Raw genomic sequence first — 17,895 nt, forward strand, 5'->3', positions numbered from 1 at the left:
GGAAGCCGGTGTGACCGACGATCCCCTGAACGGAACGGCGACCGGTCCGGCACCCTGCCGCATCGTGGTGTGCCGGGACTGCTGCTGTGGCAGTGGCAAGGTGACCGGTGTCGATCACGCGGACCAGACCGAGCGGCTGCGCGCCGCGGGGCCGGTGCGGATCTCCGCGTGCCTCGACGTCTGCGACCAGGCCAACGTCATCGTCGTCCAGCCGTCCGCCGAAGGCCGGGCCGCCGGCGCCCGGCCGGTGTGGCTCGGGCTGGTCAACGACCCGGCCGCGACCGAGGACGTCGTCTCCTGGGTGCGGGAGGGCGGCCCGGGCGTCGCCCCTCGGCCCGAGATCCTCGACCTGTACGTGTTCAGCCCCCTCGCGCGACGACGCCCGGACCCCTCGTGACCCGGGAGCCGGCACGCGGAGGGCGGGACGGTCGAGAGGTGCGGCAGCTTTGTGGGGGTCGAGGCCGGCAGCGCCCCGCGCGGACCACCGACATCTTCAGGACTCCCCGCCAGGCTCGCCGGGGACGAGGTCGGGGTCGACCGTGCTGGGGCGTTCCGACCAGAACGCGGGGGCCGTCAGCCGCCACACGACCATGAGGACCACGCCCGTGAGGGCGATGCCGATGCCGATGACGAGCGGCGGACCGAGCCCGAACCACGAGACGCCGCTGTAGGAGTCGGCCGGGTCGGACATGTCCGCCACGGATTCCACCAGCAGCCACGCCAGCAGCCCGGCGCCGACCAGGGGTCCGAGGCCGATCAGGAAGAAGTCGCGGACGCTCCGGGTCAGTCGGTGCCGGTAGTAGACCGCGCACGCGACACCCGTGAGCGCGTAGTAGAACGCGATCAGCAGGGACAACGCGGTCAGGGAGTCGAAGAGGGCGTTCTCACTGACGTGGTGGAGGACGAGGTACCAGACGATGGCGATGCCGGCGACCCACCAGGTGCTCACGTCGGGTGTGCGGAACCGCGGGTGGATACGGCCGAAGCGCGCGGGCAGCGCGTGCCGGCGGGCCATGGACAGGCCCGTGCGCGACGCCGGGATGATCGTCGTCTGCGTGGAGGCGAGCGCGGACGTCGAGACCGCAAGCAGCACGACCCGGTCCCAGCCGCCCATCGCCTCCTCGGCGAGCAGCGCGAAGATGAACTCCTCCTCCGCCGCGTTCTCGGAGAGGTAGGCCGTTCCGGCGTAGGCCACGACCGCGAAACCGACCGCCACGTAGGTCACCAGCAGCACGACCGTCGACCAGACGGCCGCCCTGCCGGGGGCGGTCGCGGAGTTCTCGACCTCCTCGGTGAGGTTGACCGCCGACTCCCACCCCCAGTAGATGAACACGCCCAGCAGCAGGGCGGCGGTCAGTGACGCCCCGCCGGCTCCGAAGGGGTCGAGCCAGCCGAACGACGGCTCGACGGAGTCGAGGGTGCCGGTGTCGGCGTAGACGCGGTACAGCGCCACCACGGCGAAGGCGAGCAGGCAGACGACCTGCGCGAGGATGAGGACGTTCTGCACCCTGGCCGACACCTCGGTGCCGATCACGCAGACGGCCGTCATCATCAGGATGAGCAGCACCGTGAGCACCTGGCGCACGACGTCGTTCTCGGCCCAGTCGTCGAGGCCGAAGGCGAGCAGGGCGAAGGTCACGGCGACGTCCGCCAGCGACCCGACCACCAGGACACCCGTCATCGCGATGGCCCAGCCACCGAGCCAGCCCGCCCACGGCCCCATGGCCCGGGTGACCCACGAGAAGGTCGTGCCGCAGTCCTGGTCGGCCTTGTTGAGGTAGTAGAACGCCGACGCGATGAGCAACATGGGCACGAACGACGCGAGCATCACCCCGGGCGCGTGGATGCCGACGAGCGCCACGACCGGGCCGATGACCGCCGCCACCGAGTACGCGGGGGAGGTCGCGTTGAGCCCGATGACCAGCGCGTCGAGGAACCCGACCGCATCGGGCTTCAGGCCGGCGGACGGCGGCGGCCCCGCCTCCGTGACGTCCCTGGCCATGCTCCCGTTCTACGCCGCCTTCCGACTCCGTACCAGCAGACGCAGGAACGGGGCCGGGCAGCCAGGGACGGGGCGGGATGGCGTACCCGAGCACAGGCGCGCTGGTCAGCGCCCAGTAGAGTGCGCCTCTGTTGCCCCCGAACCCGAGGTACCGCGCAGTGACCCCCGCACCCCCCGCACCGACCGCCGCCGTGACCGTCGTCGGGCTCGGGGCCGACGGCTGGACGGGACTGCCCGGCGCATCCCGTACCGCACTGAGCGAGGCCGAGGTCCTGATCGGCGGACCCCGCCAGCTGGATCTGCTGCCGCCGGAGTGCACCGGGCAGCGCGTCGCCTGGCCCTCGCCGCTGCGCCCCGCCGTGCCCGGCCTGCTCGCCGCGCACGCCGGGCGCCGGATCGCCGTACTGGCCAGCGGGGATCCCATGTTCTACGGCATCGGCCGCGCCCTCGCCGAGGAGACCGTCGCCCTGCGCGTCCTGCCGCACCCCTCCTCCGTCTCCTACGCCGCCGCCCGGCTCGGCTGGCCGCTGGAGGACGTGGAGGTCGTCACGCTCGTCGGCCGGCCCGCCGCCCGCCTGGCCGCCGCCCTGCACCACGGTCGGCGGCTCCTCGTCCTCAGCGCGGACGCCACCACCCCCGGCGAGGTCGCCGCCCTGCTGCGCGACCGGGGCTTCGGGCCCAGCCGGATGCGCGTCCTCGAACAGCTCGGCGGTGACAAGGAACGCACGACCGACGAGGCCACCGCCGACGACTGGCCTGCGGAGCGGCCGCCCGGCGATCCGCTCAACATCGTCGCCGTGGAGTGCCGCCGCGCCCCGGACGCCCTGCGGCTGGGCGCCGTGCCCGGGCTCCCCGACGAGGCGTACGAGCACGACGGGCAGCTCACCAAGCGGCACATCCGCGCCGCCACCCTCGGCGTGCTCGCCCCCGCACCCGGCGAACTGCTGTGGGACATCGGGGGCGGCTCCGGCTCGATCGCCGTCGAGTGGATGCGTACCCACCCCTCGTGCCGGGCGGTCACCGTGGAGCGGGACCCGGCGCGCGCCGAACGCATCGCCCGCAACGCGGACCGGCTCGGCGTGCCCGCGCTGCGGGTCGTCACCGGCGCCGCGCCCGCCGTCCTCGCCGAACTCCCGCCGCCCGACGCCGTGTTCGTCGGCGGCGGTCTCACCGCGCCCGGCCTCCTGGACGCGTGCTGGGAGGCACTGCCCGGCGGCGGGCGGCTGGTCGCCAACACCGTGACGCTGGAGTCCGAGGCGCTGCTCGCCGACGCACATCGGCGGCACGGCGGCGAACTGGTGCGGCTCGCCGTGGCGCACGCCGTGCCGGTGGGAGGCTTCACCGGGTGGCGGCAGGCGATGCCGGTGACCCAGTGGGCCGTCCGGAAAACGCTCGACACCTCTTCGGGAGCAGACAGATGACCGTGTACTTCATCGGTGCCGGGCCCGGTGCCGCCGACCTGATCACCGTGCGCGGCGCCCGCACGCTCGCCGCCTGCCGGGTCTGTCTGTACGCGGGCAGCCTGGTCCCGCGCGAACTGCTCGCCGAATGCCCGCCGGACGCCCGGCTGGTGGACACCGCGCAGCTCGATCTGGACCAGATCACCGCCGAGTTGCTGCGCGCCCACGAGGAGGGGCACGACGTGGCCCGGCTGCACTCCGGGGACCCCGCCGTGTTCAGCGCGGTCGCCGAGCAGATGCGGCGGCTGGACGCGGCCGGGGTGCCCTACGAGGTCGTCCCGGGCGTCCCCGCCTTCGCCGCCGCGGCCGCGTCCCTGAAGCGGGAGCTGACCGTACCGACCGTCGGCCAGACCGTGATCCTCACCCGCGTCGCCAACCGGGCCACCGCCATGCCCGAGGGAGAGGACCTGGCCACCCTCGGCCGCAGCGGCGCGCTGATCGTGCTGCACCTGGCCGCCAAGTACGTGGACCGCGTGGTCGGCGAACTCCTCCCGCACTACGGCGCCGACTGCCCCGCCGCGGTCGTCGCCTACGCCTCCCGCCCGGACGAGCTGATCATCCGCGGCACGCTCGACGAGATCGCGGGGAAGACGAAGGAGGCCGGTGTGCTGCGCACGGCCGTGATCATGGTGGGGCGGACGCTCGGGGCGGAACAGTTCCGGGACAGTCACCTGTACTCGCCGGAGCGGGAACGCCACGTGTGCTGAGTGCGGTGAACGTGTACGGCCCCCGCCGTCAGGCCGGCGCGCTGCGCCCGACCACCGTCCCCGCCCGGTCGATGCAGATCACGTCGACCACGACCGGCGCCCCGCGCAGCACGGCCAGGGCCTCGTCGCGGGCGGTCGTGGCGACCAGGTCGCCGAGCGGCACCCCGGCGGCCAGACACGACTGGAGCGCGGCGAGCCCGGTGTTGGCGTCCGCCACCTCCGCGGCCAGCGTCTCGTCGGCGCCGCCGCGCCGGGCCAGCTCGGCGAGGAAGCCCTTGTCGACCTGGGAACGGGCCGAGTGCAGGTCGAGGTGCCCGGCGGCGAGCTTGGAGAGCTTGGCGAAGCCGCCGCAGATCGTCAGGCGGTCGACGGGGTGGCGGCGGATGTACTTCAGCACGGCGCCCGCGAAGTCGCCCATGTCGAGCAGGGCGTCCTCGGGCAGCCCGTACTCGGCCACGACCGTCTTCTCCGACGTCGACCCGGTGCATCCGGCGACATGCGTACGCCCCGCCGCCCGCGCGACGTCCACGCCCCGCCGGATGGAGTCGATCCAGGCCGAGCAGGAGTACGGGACGACGATGCCGGTCGTGCCCAGGACGGACAGGCCGCCCAGGATGCCGAGCCGGGGATTCCAGGTGGAGCGGGCGATCTCCTCGCCGTGGTCGACGGAGACGGTGATCTCGACGTCGCCCGAACCGCCGTGCCGGGCGGCGACCTCGGCGACGTGGTCGCGCATCATCTGCCGGGGGACCGGGTTGACGGCCGGTTCGCCGACGGGCAGGGGCAGGCCGGGGCGGGTGATGGTGCCGACCCCCGGGCCCGCCTTGAACACGACCCCGGACCCGGCGGGCAGCCGCCGTACCGTGACCCGGACCAGCGCGCCGTGCGTGACGTCCGGGTCGTCTCCGGCGTCCTTCACGACCCCCGCCATCGCGTGCCCGTCGCCCAGCTCCTCGACGGCCAGCGCGAACGACGGCGTCTGCCCCTTCGGCAGGGTGATCGTCACGGGGTCGGGAAACTCACCGGTCAGCAGGGCGGTGTACGCCGCCGTCGTGGCCGCCGTCGCACAGGCGCCGGTGGTCCAGCCGGGCCGCAGGCCGGTGCGCTCCAGCTGGGCCCTGCGGCCGCCCTTCACTTCGCTGCTCATGAACGGACCTGGACTTCCATGCGCGTACTGATTCTCGGCGGCACCACGGAAGCCCGCCGTCTTGCCGAACTGCTCCACGACACGCCCGGCCTGACCCTGACCAGTTCCCTCGCCGGGCGGGTGGCCAGCCCCCGCCTGCCTCCTGGCGAGGTCCGGATCGGCGGCTTCGGCGGGGTGGAGGGACTGACCACGTGGCTGCGCGAGCACCGGGTGGACGTGCTCATCGACGCCACCCACCCTTTCGCCGGGACGATCAGTTTCCACGCGGCGCGGGCCGCCGCCACCGCCCATGTTCCCCTGCTCGCCCTGCGGCGCCCCGGCTGGGTCCCCGTCGCGGGCGACGACTGGCACGACGCCCGCTCCCTGGAGGAGGCCGCGAGGCTGCTGCCCGAGCTCGGCCGGCGCGTGTTCCTCACGACCGGGCGCATGGGCCTGGCCGCGTTCGCCGCGCTGGACGACCTGTGGTTCCTCGTACGGTCCGTGGACGCGCCCGAGGCCCCGCACCCGGCCCGCATGGAGGTGCTGCTCGACCGGGGCCCGTTCACGCTCGACGGCGAACGCGAGCTGCTGCGCCGGCACCGTATCGAGGTCGTGGTGACCAAGGACAGCGGGGGAGCGGCCACCGCCCCGAAGCTGACGGCCGCCCGTGAGGCCGGACTGCCGGTCCTCGTGGTCCGCCGCCCCCCGGTCCCCGAGGGCGTCCCGCTCGTGGCCGGGCCGGAGGAGGCGGCCCGGTGGGTCGGGGAGAGGTTCCCCGGGCGCGGGTTCCCGGCGACCGGCTGAGAACCGGCCCGGCCCGGAGACGGGCCGGGCCGGCCGTTGGCCGGTGCGCGGCCCCGCCTCACATCGTGTCCGTACCCGGGCCTGGTCTCCGAGCAGGCGGCGAGCCGGCCGCCGTGACCTCTCACGCCTCCGGGTAGCGGCGCGGGGTCCACACGATCTCCTCGCCGTCACCGCGCCGTACGGCCCGGGTCTGGGAGGAGCCGACCAGCAGGATCGTGCGCATGTCGACCTCGGCAGGATCCAGATCGGACAGTCGTACGATCCGGACGCGCTCCCCGGCGCCGCCCACGTCCCGCGCCACCACGACCGGGGTGTCCGGCGCCCGGTGCTCCAGGAGCAGCTCGCGTGCCTTGCCCACCTGCCAGGTGCGGCTGCGCGAGCCGGGGTTGTACAGGGCCAGCACCAGGTCCGCCGAGGCCGCCGCGTGCAGCCGCCCGGCGATGACCTCCCACGGCTTGAGCCGGTCGGAGAGGGAAATGGCGGCGTAGTCGTGGCCGAGCGGGGCGCCCGCACGGGCCGCTGCCGCGTTGGCGGCGGTCACCCCCGGCAGCACCCGCACCGGGACCTCCGCGTACTCCTCCTGGGACGCGGCCTCCAGGACGGCCGTCGCCATGGCGAAGACGCCCGGGTCGCCGCCGGAGACGACCGCGACCCGCCGCCCGCGCCGGGCCAGATCGAGGGCGAACTCGGCGCGCTCCGACTCCACCCGGTTGTCCGAGCCGTGCCGGACCTGCCCGGGGCGCCGCGGCACCCGGTCGAGGTAGGTCGTGTAGCCGACCAGGTCGTCGGCGGCGGCCAGCGCACCCCGGGTCTCGGGCGTCAGCCACAGGGGACCGGCCGGCCCGGTCCCGACCACGACGACCTCGCCCCGCTCCCGGGCCTCCGGCCGCTCGGTGTCAACTTGGCTCGGCAGCACGGCTACCGAGAAGTACGGCACCGACTCCGCGTCCACGTCCGCCAGTTCGGCGAGCCGCTCCCCGTCCATGGTGGCCCGCTCGACATACCGGGCGTCGCCCAGCCGCCCCGAACCCTCCAGCGCGCTGCGCACCTTGGTGAAGGTCCGCCCCAGCTTCATCACCACGGCCGCGTCGGTCGAGGCGAGCCGTGCGGTCAGCTCCTCCTCGGGCAGGGTGCCCGGCAGAATGGTCAGGACCTCCTCGCCCTCGGCGAGCGGGGTGCCCAGCCGCGCGGCGGCGGCGGACACGGACGTCACACCGGGGATCACCTCGGTGTCGTAGCGGTCGGCGAGCCGCTTGTGCATGTGCATGTAGGAGCCGTAGAAGAGCGGATCGCCCTCGGCGAGGACCGCGACCGTCCGCCCCGCGTCCAGGTGCGCGGCGAGCCGGGCCGACGCCTCGGCGTAGAACTCCTCGATCGCGCCCTGGTAACCGCCGGGATGGTCGGTGGTCTCGGTCGTGACCGGGTAGACCAGCCGCTCCTCGACGTGGTCGGCGCGGATGTGCTTCGCCGCGATCGAGCGGGCGATGGAACGGCCGTGCCGGGCACTGTGGTACGCGATCACGTCCGCCTCGGCGATGACCTCCACGGCCCGTACGGTCATCAGGGACGGGTCACCGGGGCCGAGCCCGACCCCGTACAGCCGCCCCGCTGTGGACTGCTTGCCGCTCACTCTTCCTCACTCGCGATCGCGTTGAGCGCGGCGGCGGCGATGGCGCTGCCCCCGCGACGGCCGCGCACGACCAGGTGCTCAAGACCGGACGGATGTGCGGCCAGGGCGTCCTTGGACTCGGCGGCCCCGACGAAGCCGACCGGCACGCCGATCACGGCGGCGGGCCGGGGCGCCCCCTCCTCGATCATCTCCAGCAGCCGGAACAGCGCGGTGGGCGCGTTGCCGACGGCGACCACCGAGCCCTCCAGCCGGTCCCGCCACAGCTCCATCGCGGCGGCGCTGCGCGTGGTGCCCAGCTTCGACGCCAGCTCCGGCACGGACGGGTCGGACAGCGTGCAGAGCACGTCGTTGCCGGCGGGCAGTCGCTTGCGCGTCACCCCGCTGGCCACCATCTGCACGTCCGTGAAGATGGGCGCGCCCGCGCGCAGGGCCGCACGGGCGCGGGACACCACGGCCGGCGTGTAGGCCAGGTCCCGTACGAGGTCGACCATCCCGCAGGCGTGGATCATCCGGACCGCGACCTGGCTGACGTCGGCGGGCAGGGCCGCGAGGTCCGCCTCCGCGCGGATGGTGGCGAAGGACTGGCGGTAGATGGCCGCGCCGTCCTTCTCGTAGTCGTACGTGGTCACGGTGGTGTTCTCGCTGCTCTCGGTCGTCGTACGGGTCATGAGCTGATCGCCGCCAGGGCGGCGGCGAGTCGGGCGGGGTCGTTCATCGAGGTGGTCCGGGGTTCCTCGCCGTGTACGGCGGTGGCGAGCCGGTAGCCGCCGCCCGGAGCGGCGACCACGTCGACGCGGTCGCCCCGGGGGTGCCCGCAGCGGCGTTCGCACCCGGACCAGTACAGGGGCAGGCCGTGCGGGTCGACGGCGCCGAGGGTCGCGGCCGCGTCGGTCCGTACGTCCGCCTGCGACTTGGCGCATCCGGGCCTGCCGACGCAGGCGCCGACGCGCAGCCAGGGGGAGCGGGGTTCGGTGACGAGGCCGGTGGCGGCGAGGCGGGCGAGGGACTCGTCGGCGCGGGTCCCCGGTGTGGGAAGAACCACACCGCGCCATGGGGTCAGACGCAGCTCACCGGCGGCGACGTGCGTCAGTTCCCGCCACTGGCGCGCCGAGAGCCGGCCCAGCGGTACGTGCACGGAGAGGCTGTCACCGACGACTCCCGGGGGCGGTCCGTCCGTGCGGCCGGTCTCCCGGCCCCGCCGCTCGTGGCGGATGCCCTCGGCGGTCAGACGCCGGCCGACCGTATCGAGCAACTCGCCCTCGGGAAGGGCGAGTTCCTCCACACGCCAGACCTGCGCCCCGCTCGCCCGGGCCGCCTCCAGGAAGGTCTCCGCGGCCAGCAGCGCGGCCCGCGCCGCCTCCTCGGCGGTGACGCGCAGCGCATCGCCGGCCGCTCCGAGGCCGAGTCGCGCACCGTCGTCCGCCGTCGCCCGTACCGTCACATCGGCACCGAGACCGGCCACGTCACCGCGTCCGTCGTCGAGCGCGAACAGGAAACGCCCCGACAGGGCCTGGGCCGCCTCGCTCGCGCACAGGGCCGCGTCGAGGGCCGTCAGCCAGGGCCCTACGTCCAGCGCGCCCCGCCCGTCGAGACCGGACAACGGCGAGGCCACGATGTTGCGCACCCGCTCGTGCCCGCGCGAGGGCAGCAGCCCGGCGGCGTCCAGCAGCCCGGCCAACTCCCCGCCGCAGCCGCCGTCCAGACCCCGAAGCTGCACGTTGCCGCGCGAGGTCAGATGCAGATCCCCGTCGCCCAGCCGCTCCGCCGCGTCGGCGAGCGCCTGCGCCTGCCGCACGGTCAGGACCCCGCCGGGGACCCGGACTCGGGCCAGCGCGCCGTCGTCCGCCGCGTGCAGCCGCAGCGTCCCCGGGCAGGCGTCACCGCGGTCCCGTGAGACGGCTGTGGCCTGGGGCGATGAACGGAGGGCAGGCGTGGACATGGCGGCGAGCATACCTACCATCACACCCGGTGTATGCCCCGCCCTTTTCCCCCGCCCCTTACTATGCTCCTCGGTGGATCATCCGGTCCGCCGACGCCACGACGGCGACAGGGGAGGAAGTCCGGTGCGAGTCCGGCGCGGTCCCGCCACTGTGAGCCCGGCCCACACGGGCCGGGCGAGCCAGGAACTCCCGCCGTCCCACCACCCGCCCGGGGCGCGGACACCCCGAGGAAGGCCAGCCGCCGCATGCTGCACTCATCCGGGGAACGACTCCCGAACCCCCGCATCCTGCTCCTGTCGACCTCAGACACCGACCTGCTCAGCGCCCGCGCGGCCGGCGGCCCGGTCCCGTACCGCTTCGCCAACCCCTCCCGCCTCGCCCTCGACGACCTCCCCGCCCTCCTCGACGGCGTCGGCCTGGTCGTCGTACGCCTCCTCGGCGGCATCCGGGCCTGGCAGGAGGGACTCGACCTGCTCCTCGCCGACGGCCGCCCGGTCGTCGTCCTCACCGGCGAACAGGCCCCCGACGCCCAGCTGATGGCGTCCTCCACCGTCCCCATCGGCATCGCCGCCGAGGCCCACGCCTACCTCGCCCACGGCGGCCCGGCCAACCTGGAGCAGCTCGCCCGCTTCCTCTCCGACACGGTCCTGCTCACCGGCCACGGCTTCGAGGCACCGGCGGCCGCCCCCACCTGGGGCCCGCTGCCCCGGGAGGGCCGGGACACCGACGGCCCGACCGTCGCCGTGCTCTACTACCGGGCCCACCACATGAGCGGCAACACCGCCTTCGTCGGCGCCCTGTGCGACGCGATCGAGGACGCGGGCGGCCGGCCCCTGCCCCTGTTCGTCGCCTCCCTGCGCGCCCCCGAGCCGGAGCTGATCGAGGAACTGCGCGCCGCCGACGCCATCGTCACCACCGTCCTCGCCGCCGGCGGCACCAGGCCCGCCGAGGCATCGGCAGGCGGCGACGACGAGTCCTGGGACGCGGGCGCGCTCACCGCCCTCGACGTACCGATCCTCCAGGCCCTGTGCCTCACCGGCTCACGGACCGCCTGGGAGGAGAACGACGAGGGCGTCTCCCCGCTCGACGCGGCCAGCCAGATCGCCGTCCCCGAGTTCGACGGCCGCCTCATCACCGTCCCGTTCTCCTTCAAGGAGATCGACGCCGACGGCCTCCCGGCCTACGTCGCCGACCCCGAGCGCGCGGCCCGCGTCGCCGGAATCGCCGTACGCCACGCCCGGCTCCGCCACATCCGGCCCGCCGACAAGCGCCTCGCGCTGGTCCTCTCCGCCTACCCGACCAAGCACTCCCGCATCGGCAACGCGGTCGGCCTGGACACCCCCGCCAGCGCCGTCGCCCTGCTGCGCCGGCTCCGCGACGAGGGCTACGACTTCGGAACGGACGCCGAGGTGCCGGGCCTGGCCTCCGGTGACGGGGACGAGCTGATCCGCGCGCTGATCGAGGCGGGTGGCCACGACCAGGACTGGCTCACCGAGGAGCAGCTGGCCCGCAACCCGGTGCGGATCCCGGCGGCCGACTACCGCCGCTGGTTCGCCACGCTCCCCGGGGAACTGCGCACGGCGGTGGAGGAGCACTGGGGCCCGGCCCCCGGCGAGATGTTCGTCGACCGCAGCCGTAACCCGGAGGGCGACATCGTCCTCGCGGCCCTGCGCTTCGGCAACCTGCTGATCCTCATCCAGCCCCCGCGCGGCTTCGGCGAGAACCCGATCGCGATCTACCACGACCCGGACCTGCCGCCCTCCCACCACTACCTGGCCGCCTACCGCTGGATCGCCGCCCGGGCCGAGGACGGCGGCTTCGGCGCCGACGCGATGATCCACCTCGGCAAGCACGGCAACCTGGAGTGGCTGCCCGGCAAGAACGCCGGCCTGTCCGCCGCCTGCGGCCCCGACGCCGCCCTCGGCGACCTCCCCCTGATCTACCCGTTCCTGGTCAACGACCCCGGCGAGGGCACCCAGGCCAAGCGCCGCGTCCACGCCACCCTCGTCGACCACCTAGTCCCGCCCATGGCCCGCGCCGACTCCTACGGCGACATCGCGCGCCTGGAGCAACTCCTCGACGAGTACGCCCAGATCTCCTCCATGGACCCCGCCAAGCTCCCGGCGATCCGCGCCCAGATCTGGACCCTCATCCAGGCCGCCCGGCTCGACCACGACCTCGGCCTGGAGGACCGCCCGGACGACGACGGCTTCGACGACTTCCTCCTGCACGTCGACGGCTGGCTCTGCGAGGTCAAGGACGCCCAGATCCGCGACGGTCTGCACGTCCTCGGCAACCCGCCGCAGGGCGCCGACCGCGTCAACCTCGTCCTCGCCATCCTGCGGGCCCGCCAGATCTGGGGCGGCGCCACGGCCCTGCCCGGCCTGCGCGAGGCCCTCGGCCTGGACGAGTCCGCCGCGACCCGCACGACCGCCGACGCGGCCGAGGAGCAGGCCCGCGCCCTGGTCCAGACGATGGACGACGCGGACTGGGACCCGGCCGCGGTCCCCACCGAACACGGTGAACAGGTCGCCGCCATCCTGGAGTTCGCGGCCCGCGAGGTCGTGCCGCGCCTCGCCGCGACCACCGCCGAGGTCGACCACACCGTCCACGCGCTGGCGGGCGGCTTCGTCCCGGCGGGCCCCTCGGGATCACCCCTGCGGGGCCTGGTCAACGTCCTCCCGACGGGCCGCAACTTCTACTCGGTCGACCCCAAGGCCGTCCCCTCCCGCCTCGCCTGGGAGACCGGCCAGGCCCTCGCCGACTCCCTCCTGGAGCGTTACCGCACCGACAACGGAGACTGGCCCACCTCCGTCGGCCTGTCCCTGTGGGGGACGAGCGCGATGCGCACGGCGGGCGACGACGTGGCCGAGGCCCTCGCCCTGCTCGGCATCCGCCCCGTCTGGGACGACGCATCCCGCCGGGTGACGGGCCTGGAGCCCGTCCCGTACGAGGAGCTGGGCCGCCCCCGTATCGACGTCACCCTCCGCATCTCGGGCTTCTTCCGGGACGCCTTCCCGCACACCATCGGCCTGCTGGACGACGCCGTACGCCTGGCCGCCTCGCTGGACGAGCCGGCCGAGGTCAACCACGTACGGGCCCACGTCCAGGCGGACGTGGCGTCCCACGGCGACGAACGCCGCGCCACCACCCGCATCTTCGGCTCGCGCCCCGGCACGTACGGCGCCGGTCTGCTCCAGCTCATCGACTCCCGCGACTGGCGCACCGACGCCGACCTCGCCGAGGTCTACACGGTCTGGGGCGGCTACGCCTACGGCCGCGAACTCGACGGCCGCCCGGCCCGCGAGGAGATGGAGACCGCCTACAAGCGCATCGAGGTCGCCGCGAAGAACACGGACACGCGCGAGCACGACATCGCCGACTCCGACGACTACTTCCAGTACCACGGCGGCATGGTGGCGACGGTACGGGCGCTGCGCGGCACGGCTCCCGAGGCGTACATCGGCGACTCCACCCGCCCCGAGACGGTCCGCACCCGCACCCTCGTCGAGGAGACCTCCCGGGTCTTCCGGGCCCGCGTGGTCAACCCCAAGTGGATCGAGGCGATGCGCCGCCACGGCTACAAGGGCGCCTTCGAACTCGCCGCCACCGTGGACTACCTCTTCGGCTACGACGCCACCACCGGCGTGGTCGCCGACTGGATGTACGACAAGCTCACCGAGACCTACGTCCTGGACCCGGCCAACCGAGAGTTCCTCCAGCAGGCCAACCCCTGGGCGCTGCACGGCATCGCCGAACGCCTGCTGGAGGCGGAGTCCCGCGGGATGTGGGAAAAGCCCGACCCGGCCGTGCTGGAGGGGCTGCGGCAGGTGTACCTGGAGACGGAGGGGGACCTCGAGGGCGACGGGTGATCGTGCCCTCCCTGGGGCGACGAAGGCAGTGTTCCGCATATCGGGACGGCGTCTTGCATGGCATTGACGTCGGCGCTCCCGGCCCTCCATAGTGCTGCGAACACTCTTCGGGGTTCTGGCCGTAGTGCCTATCAGGGAGAACGGCATGAAGACGGATCACACCGCTAGCCTTTCCGAAGACTTCATGCTGGCCGTGTACCTGGACGGACAAGGCCGTGTTCCCGGCTCTCGGACCGGCCTCGAATTCGGTCTGAGCGCGGCGATGCTGCTGGAACTCGCTCTGGACGGCTTCATCCACACCGTCGACGGATACCTTGTCGCCGTCCGGCACGCGGAGCCGCGCGACCGCGTACTCGGAGAGGTTCTCGTGCGGATCCGCTCCTCGCGCAAACCGCGCACGGCACCGGAGTGGGTCAGGGCGCTGAGCGTCGGCGCGCACAAGCGTCTGTCGGCCGGCCTGATCGCTGACGGTGTCCTTGTTCCCGCGCCGAGGCGGTTGCCGTTGCCCGCTGCGGCCGCTCGCCGCTACGACGTCCTGCGCGGGGAGCGGCGGGAGGCCGCGGTCCGGTCTCTGGGCGGCGCGGTCCATCCCTCCGATCGCTCCGTCGCGCTGGCCGCACTGGCGAGTGCCTGCGGGGCCACGTCAGGCGGTGGGCAGGGGAGCGAGTCCGAGGCGGCGCTGCGATCCCTGAACCCGGCCTGCGCCCGGATACTGGCCGCGGCCGCCGACTGCGTGCGACTCGCGGCGCTCTCCCCCTGGACCTGAAGGCGCAGCCCGCCGTTCCCTGCCGCACCTGCCGTGGAGGGATCGGCGGAGCCGCCGGTCAACGCGGTGGGCCGACCTCGCGGAAGTCGGACTTGCGGATCCTTCCGTGGACGCCCTTCACACCGTCGACGACCTGGGAGACCGCGAAGTCACCGGCCGCGCTGAGGTACGCCATCGCCAGATGGCGGTCGATGCCGTAGTCCGTCACGAGGAGGTCCAGCGCGCAGCGCACGCAGTCGCGCATCGCCTCGTCCAGATCCTCGTCCAGCCCGATCGGCACGAGGTGGTCGTCCGTCTCGGCGAACGGCGCGACGCGGCCGTGGCCGGGCCGCAGAGCCGCACCGCCGGGCACCACCTCGAGCTTCACGGTGGCACGCAACGACGCCTCGAACGCGGTGAGGGCGACCTCGCCGTCGCCCTGCGCGAAGTGGGGGTCCCCGAAGTAGACCAGCGCGTCGTCGACCTGGACGGGAAGGAACAGCGTGGCGCCCTCGCCGAGCAGGGAGACGTCGATGTTGCCGCCGTGACGCCCGGGCGGCACCGAGTGAGGCCGCTCGCTCCCGGGTACCGCCACGCCCATCACGCCGAGGAACGGCCGCAGCGGGAAACGCAGTGAGCCGCGGGAGGGGTCGGTCCGGTCCACATCCATCCGGCCCCACGCCCCGTGGCGATCCGCGTGCGCGGTCGCGAAGGTCAGCACGGGACCGGGCAGTGACGGCATCTCGCCGGGGAGCGCGCCGAAGCCGTGCCGTGCGGAGACCAGGCCGTACGGAACCCGCGGGGTGAGGCCGAGGACGCTCACGGCGAGCAGATCGCCGGGCCGGGCGCCGGCCACCGCGATCGGACCGGTGACCAGGTGCGGCCCGTCGTCATCGAAGTCGTGCGGCATGCCGGAGTCCGCGACCTGCTGGGCGTCGTCGAGCACATCCGCGCCGCCGACGCCGTAACGGGCGAAGAACTCACGCGGGTTGCGCCCCTGATCCTCGAGGACTCCCTCGTGGCTGATCGTGTCGACCGTGACGACGGAGCCCGGCTGCACGACCGCGCACGGTGAGTCCGCCTCGCAGGGGAGGCGACCCCACAGGGTGTTCCCGGGTGTGGCCGGGACGTAGGTCGTCGACGGGATCGATCCGTGGCCGGGCTGGAGGATCGGGAAGCCGGTCGAGGCGACATCGAGGAGGGGCGAGTCGATCGCTGGCATGGCCAACCTTTCGTGGAAGGGATGGCCCGACGCTAGGAACGTCTCGTTGCCGTGGCGTTTCGCGAGGAGGTCCGCGCCGTAAAGCTGTCTCGTATGTCAACACGGCATCTCGCAATCTGCGTCGACTCGACCGGGGCTCAGAGGTCGAGGACCAGTCGGTCGCCCTGGCAGCGGCCGACGCAGATCATCATCGAGCGCCCCGCGAGGCGTTCCTCTTCGCTGAGCACGGAATCCCGGTGTTCCGGCGCACCGGCGAGCACACGGGTCTCGCAGGCGCCGCAGTACCCCTTCTCGCAGTCGTAGGACAAGCCGCTCACGGCATCGCGCAGGACCTCGATCAGGCGGCGGTCGGCCGGCACGGTGAGCGTGACGCCCGTGCGCGCGAGCCGCACCTCGAAGGACCGGTTCTCCGCGGCGTCGAACGCCGTCTCGAGGTCGTCGCCGGCGAAGCGCTCCAGGTGCAGCCGCTCGGTGAGATCCAGACGGGCGCACTCGCGCTCGACGGCCGCCAGCATCGGCGCCGGCCCGCACGCGTAGACCGCGGTGTCCGCGTCCAGCCCGCCCAGCAGCCGCGGGAGGTCCGGCAGTCCGGCCTCGTCCTGGGGGAGCAGGGTGAGCGCGTCGCCGGCGACGGCGGCGAGCTCGTCGGCGAACGCCATCGTCGAGCGGGTGCGTCCGCCGTACACGACGGTGAAGGGCGTGCCGCGTCCGGCCGCCTCGCGGACCATGGCGAGGATCGGTGTGACCCCGATGCCGCCGGCGAGGAACAGGTAGGACGGCGCCGGCGTGAGCGGGAAGTGGTTGCGCGGCCCGCGTATCGCGAACGTGGCTCCCGTGCGGGCCAGTTCGTGGAGTTCCACCGACCCGCCCCGGCCCTGGGCCTCGCGCAGGACGCCGATGCGCCACGTCGTGGCGTCGGCGGGGTCACCGCACAGCGAGTACTGACGCAGCCTGCCCGAGGGCAGACGCAGCTCGACGTGCGCGCCGGGCCGCCACGCGGGGAGTTCGCCGCCGTCCGGCAGGCCGAGGTCGACGGCGACGACGCCCTCGGCCGCGGCGTGCACCCCGGTCACCCGCAGCGGGGTGGGTGTGCTCAGTGCGCGGACCGTTCCCGCCGCCGCGGTCGCCCGGGGACCGGGTGTGAAGACCGCCGGGACCGCGTCCCAACCGGACTGGTTGCCGCGCGTCGGATAGGGAACGAGCCCTTCCTCGATCACTCGGTAGTCGGGCAGCCGGGTCAGGACCTGCGTCATCATCGCGCGGAACATGGCGCGGGCGAGGTGCGCGCCGGCACACCGGTGCGAGCCGATCCCGAAGCTGAGGTGCCGACTGGCGTCGCGGTCCAGCCGTACCCGCTCGGGGTCGGGGAACACGGCGGGATCGTGGTTCGCGGCGACCCACGGGATCAGCACCCGGTCGCCCGTGTGCATCGGGCAGCCACCGACCTCGACGTCCTCGGTGACCGTGCGGGCCATCGACTGCGACGGGGCGAAGGCGCGGAGGAACTCCTCGGTCGCGGTGTCCAGCAGATCCAGGGAGTCGATCAGCCTCTGCCGCTGCTCGGGGTGGCGGGCGAGGTGGACGAGCGTGGATCCGGTCAGGGAGGTGGTGGTGTCGACGCCGCCGGCGATGAGCAGGCCGATGACCGACACCAGCTCGTCCTCGCCGAACTCACTGCCGTCGCCTCGCCGGCCGGCCACCAGCGTGCTGACCGCGTCGGCCCGTGGTGCCGAGCGGCGCTCGGTGATCAGCTCGCGGATACGCCGGTCCATGTAGGCCAGTCCGGCGGCCCCCCGCACGGCGCGCTCGCTGCCGGCCGGCGCGGCGAAGATGTCGTGGATGGGCCCGGCCAGCTTCGCCCAGTCCTCCTCGGGGAAACCGAGCCAGTCCAGGGTGACCGCGGCCGGCAACGGGTTGGTGAGGTCACGGACGAAGTCGCAGGAGCCGAGCTCGATGAAGTCGTCCACGACGCGGGCGGCGTGGCCCTCGATCATGGGTACCAGCCGCTCGACCGCCTCCGGGGTCAGCAGCGGGTTGATCAGTTGCCGGTACTCGGTCGAACGCGGCGGGTCGAGCTCGATCGGATACTGCTCCAGCCCCGGTCCTTTGGGGATGACGATGCCGACCCCCGGCCCGCCGTGGTCGCTGCGGGCCGAGGAGAACGTCGTGTCGTCGCGGGCGATACGGGCCACGTCGGCGTACCGCGTCGTGTAGTGGAAGCCGCCATGGGCGGCGGAGCGGCCTACCGGGCAGGTCTCGCGGAAGCGCGCGTAGTAGGCGACCGGATCTGCGTTGGCCTCGTCGGAATGGTGGTCGAAGTCGCTGTCGAACTCGATGTCGGCGGACATGGTGGGCACGCTCCACGTGCTCGGACCTGTGCGCGGTGT

The 17,895-nt window shown here is 73.7% G+C and carries 13 protein-coding genes and 1 riboswitch; of the genes, 6 read left to right on the forward strand and 7 right to left on the reverse strand.

Translation table 11 applies throughout. The features are described from left to right. Nucleotides 1-10 precede the first annotated feature (10 nt). Entirely contained in the window at nucleotides 11-397 is a 387-nt protein-coding gene (locus tag ACZ6TU_RS15535; protein WP_469548752.1) for a (2Fe-2S) ferredoxin domain-containing protein, read from the forward strand. 96 nt (nucleotides 398-493) lie between these two features. Here the strand turns inward: ACZ6TU_RS15535 and ACZ6TU_RS15540 are convergent, their stop codons facing one another. Further along, on the reverse strand, nucleotides 494-2,002 hold the full coding sequence (locus tag ACZ6TU_RS15540) for an APC family permease (RefSeq protein ID WP_467669828.1): 1,509 nt from the start codon (nucleotides 2,000-2,002) through the stop codon (nucleotides 494-496). A gap of 158 nt (nucleotides 2,003-2,160) precedes the next feature. Here ACZ6TU_RS15540 and cbiE point away from each other — a divergent pair, with 158 nt between their 5' ends. Together cbiE and cobM are read left to right on the forward strand one after the other, a co-directional pair. After that, nucleotides 2,161-3,423 carry a precorrin-6y C5,15-methyltransferase (decarboxylating) subunit CbiE gene (gene cbiE, locus ACZ6TU_RS15545; RefSeq protein WP_467669830.1) on the forward strand — a complete coding sequence of 421 codons (1,263 nt, stop codon included), beginning with the start codon at nucleotides 2,161-2,163 and terminating at the stop codon, nucleotides 3,421-3,423. Then, nucleotides 3,420-4,169, forward strand: coding sequence for a precorrin-4 C(11)-methyltransferase (cobM, locus tag ACZ6TU_RS15550; RefSeq protein WP_388053988.1), 750 nt, complete (start codon nucleotides 3,420-3,422; stop codon nucleotides 4,167-4,169). Before cbiE ends, cobM begins: the two co-directional genes overlap by 4 nt. A gap of 28 nt (nucleotides 4,170-4,197) precedes the next feature. Here cobM and ACZ6TU_RS15555 read toward each other — a convergent pair whose 3' ends face one another. Then, entirely contained in the window at nucleotides 4,198-5,316 is a 1,119-nt protein-coding gene (locus ACZ6TU_RS15555) for a cobalt-precorrin-5B (C(1))-methyltransferase (protein WP_467669832.1), read from the reverse strand. A gap of 18 nt (nucleotides 5,317-5,334) precedes the next feature. Here ACZ6TU_RS15555 and ACZ6TU_RS15560 point away from each other — a divergent pair, with 18 nt between their 5' ends. After that, entirely contained in the window at nucleotides 5,335-6,099 is a 765-nt protein-coding gene (locus ACZ6TU_RS15560; protein ID WP_469548757.1) for a cobalt-precorrin-6A reductase, read from the forward strand. 121 nt (nucleotides 6,100-6,220) lie between these two features. On the opposite strand, the gene ACZ6TU_RS15565 is transcribed toward ACZ6TU_RS15560, so the two are convergent. The 3 genes from ACZ6TU_RS15565 to cobG are packed head-to-tail and all read right to left on the reverse strand — an operon-like array spanning nucleotide 6,221 to nucleotide 9,680. Then, on the reverse strand, nucleotides 6,221-7,729 hold the full coding sequence (locus ACZ6TU_RS15565; protein WP_467669836.1) for a precorrin-2 C(20)-methyltransferase: 1,509 nt from the start codon (nucleotides 7,727-7,729) through the stop codon (nucleotides 6,221-6,223). Further along, on the reverse strand, nucleotides 7,726-8,397 hold the full coding sequence (locus ACZ6TU_RS15570) for a precorrin-8X methylmutase (protein ID WP_467669838.1): 672 nt from the start codon (nucleotides 8,395-8,397) through the stop codon (nucleotides 7,726-7,728). The genes ACZ6TU_RS15565 and ACZ6TU_RS15570 overlap by 4 nt, the downstream gene beginning before the upstream one ends. Next, a complete protein-coding gene (gene cobG, locus ACZ6TU_RS15575) occupies nucleotides 8,394-9,680 on the reverse strand; it encodes a precorrin-3B synthase (RefSeq protein ID WP_469548760.1) in 1,287 nt (428 codons plus the stop codon). Before cobG ends, ACZ6TU_RS15570 begins: the two co-directional genes overlap by 4 nt. A gap of 101 nt (nucleotides 9,681-9,781) precedes the next feature. Continuing rightward, nucleotides 9,782-9,858: riboswitch (cobalamin riboswitch) on the forward strand. Between the two features lie 56 nt (nucleotides 9,859-9,914). On the opposite strand from cobG, the gene cobN reads away from it, so the two are divergent. After that, nucleotides 9,915-13,541: a cobaltochelatase subunit CobN gene (cobN, locus tag ACZ6TU_RS15580; protein ID WP_469548763.1), complete on the forward strand. Its 3,627-nt coding sequence runs from the start codon at nucleotides 9,915-9,917 to the stop codon at nucleotides 13,539-13,541. A gap of 145 nt (nucleotides 13,542-13,686) precedes the next feature. Continuing rightward, the gene (locus ACZ6TU_RS15585; protein WP_467669842.1) at nucleotides 13,687-14,307 is read left to right on the forward strand and encodes a GOLPH3/VPS74 family protein; all 621 of its coding nucleotides are present in this window, start codon (nucleotides 13,687-13,689) and stop codon (nucleotides 14,305-14,307) included. 58 nt (nucleotides 14,308-14,365) lie between these two features. Here ACZ6TU_RS15585 and ACZ6TU_RS15590 read toward each other — a convergent pair whose 3' ends face one another. Next, on the reverse strand, nucleotides 14,366-15,508 hold the full coding sequence (locus ACZ6TU_RS15590; protein WP_467669844.1) for an acetamidase/formamidase family protein: 1,143 nt from the start codon (nucleotides 15,506-15,508) through the stop codon (nucleotides 14,366-14,368). Nucleotides 15,509-15,645: 137 nt separating this feature from the next. After that, entirely contained in the window at nucleotides 15,646-17,856 is a 2,211-nt protein-coding gene (locus ACZ6TU_RS15595) for a cytochrome P450/oxidoreductase (protein ID WP_467669846.1), read from the reverse strand. Nucleotides 17,857-17,895: the final 39 nt, after the last annotated feature.

This window comes from Streptomyces sp. NPDC052064, from assembly GCF_055585925.1.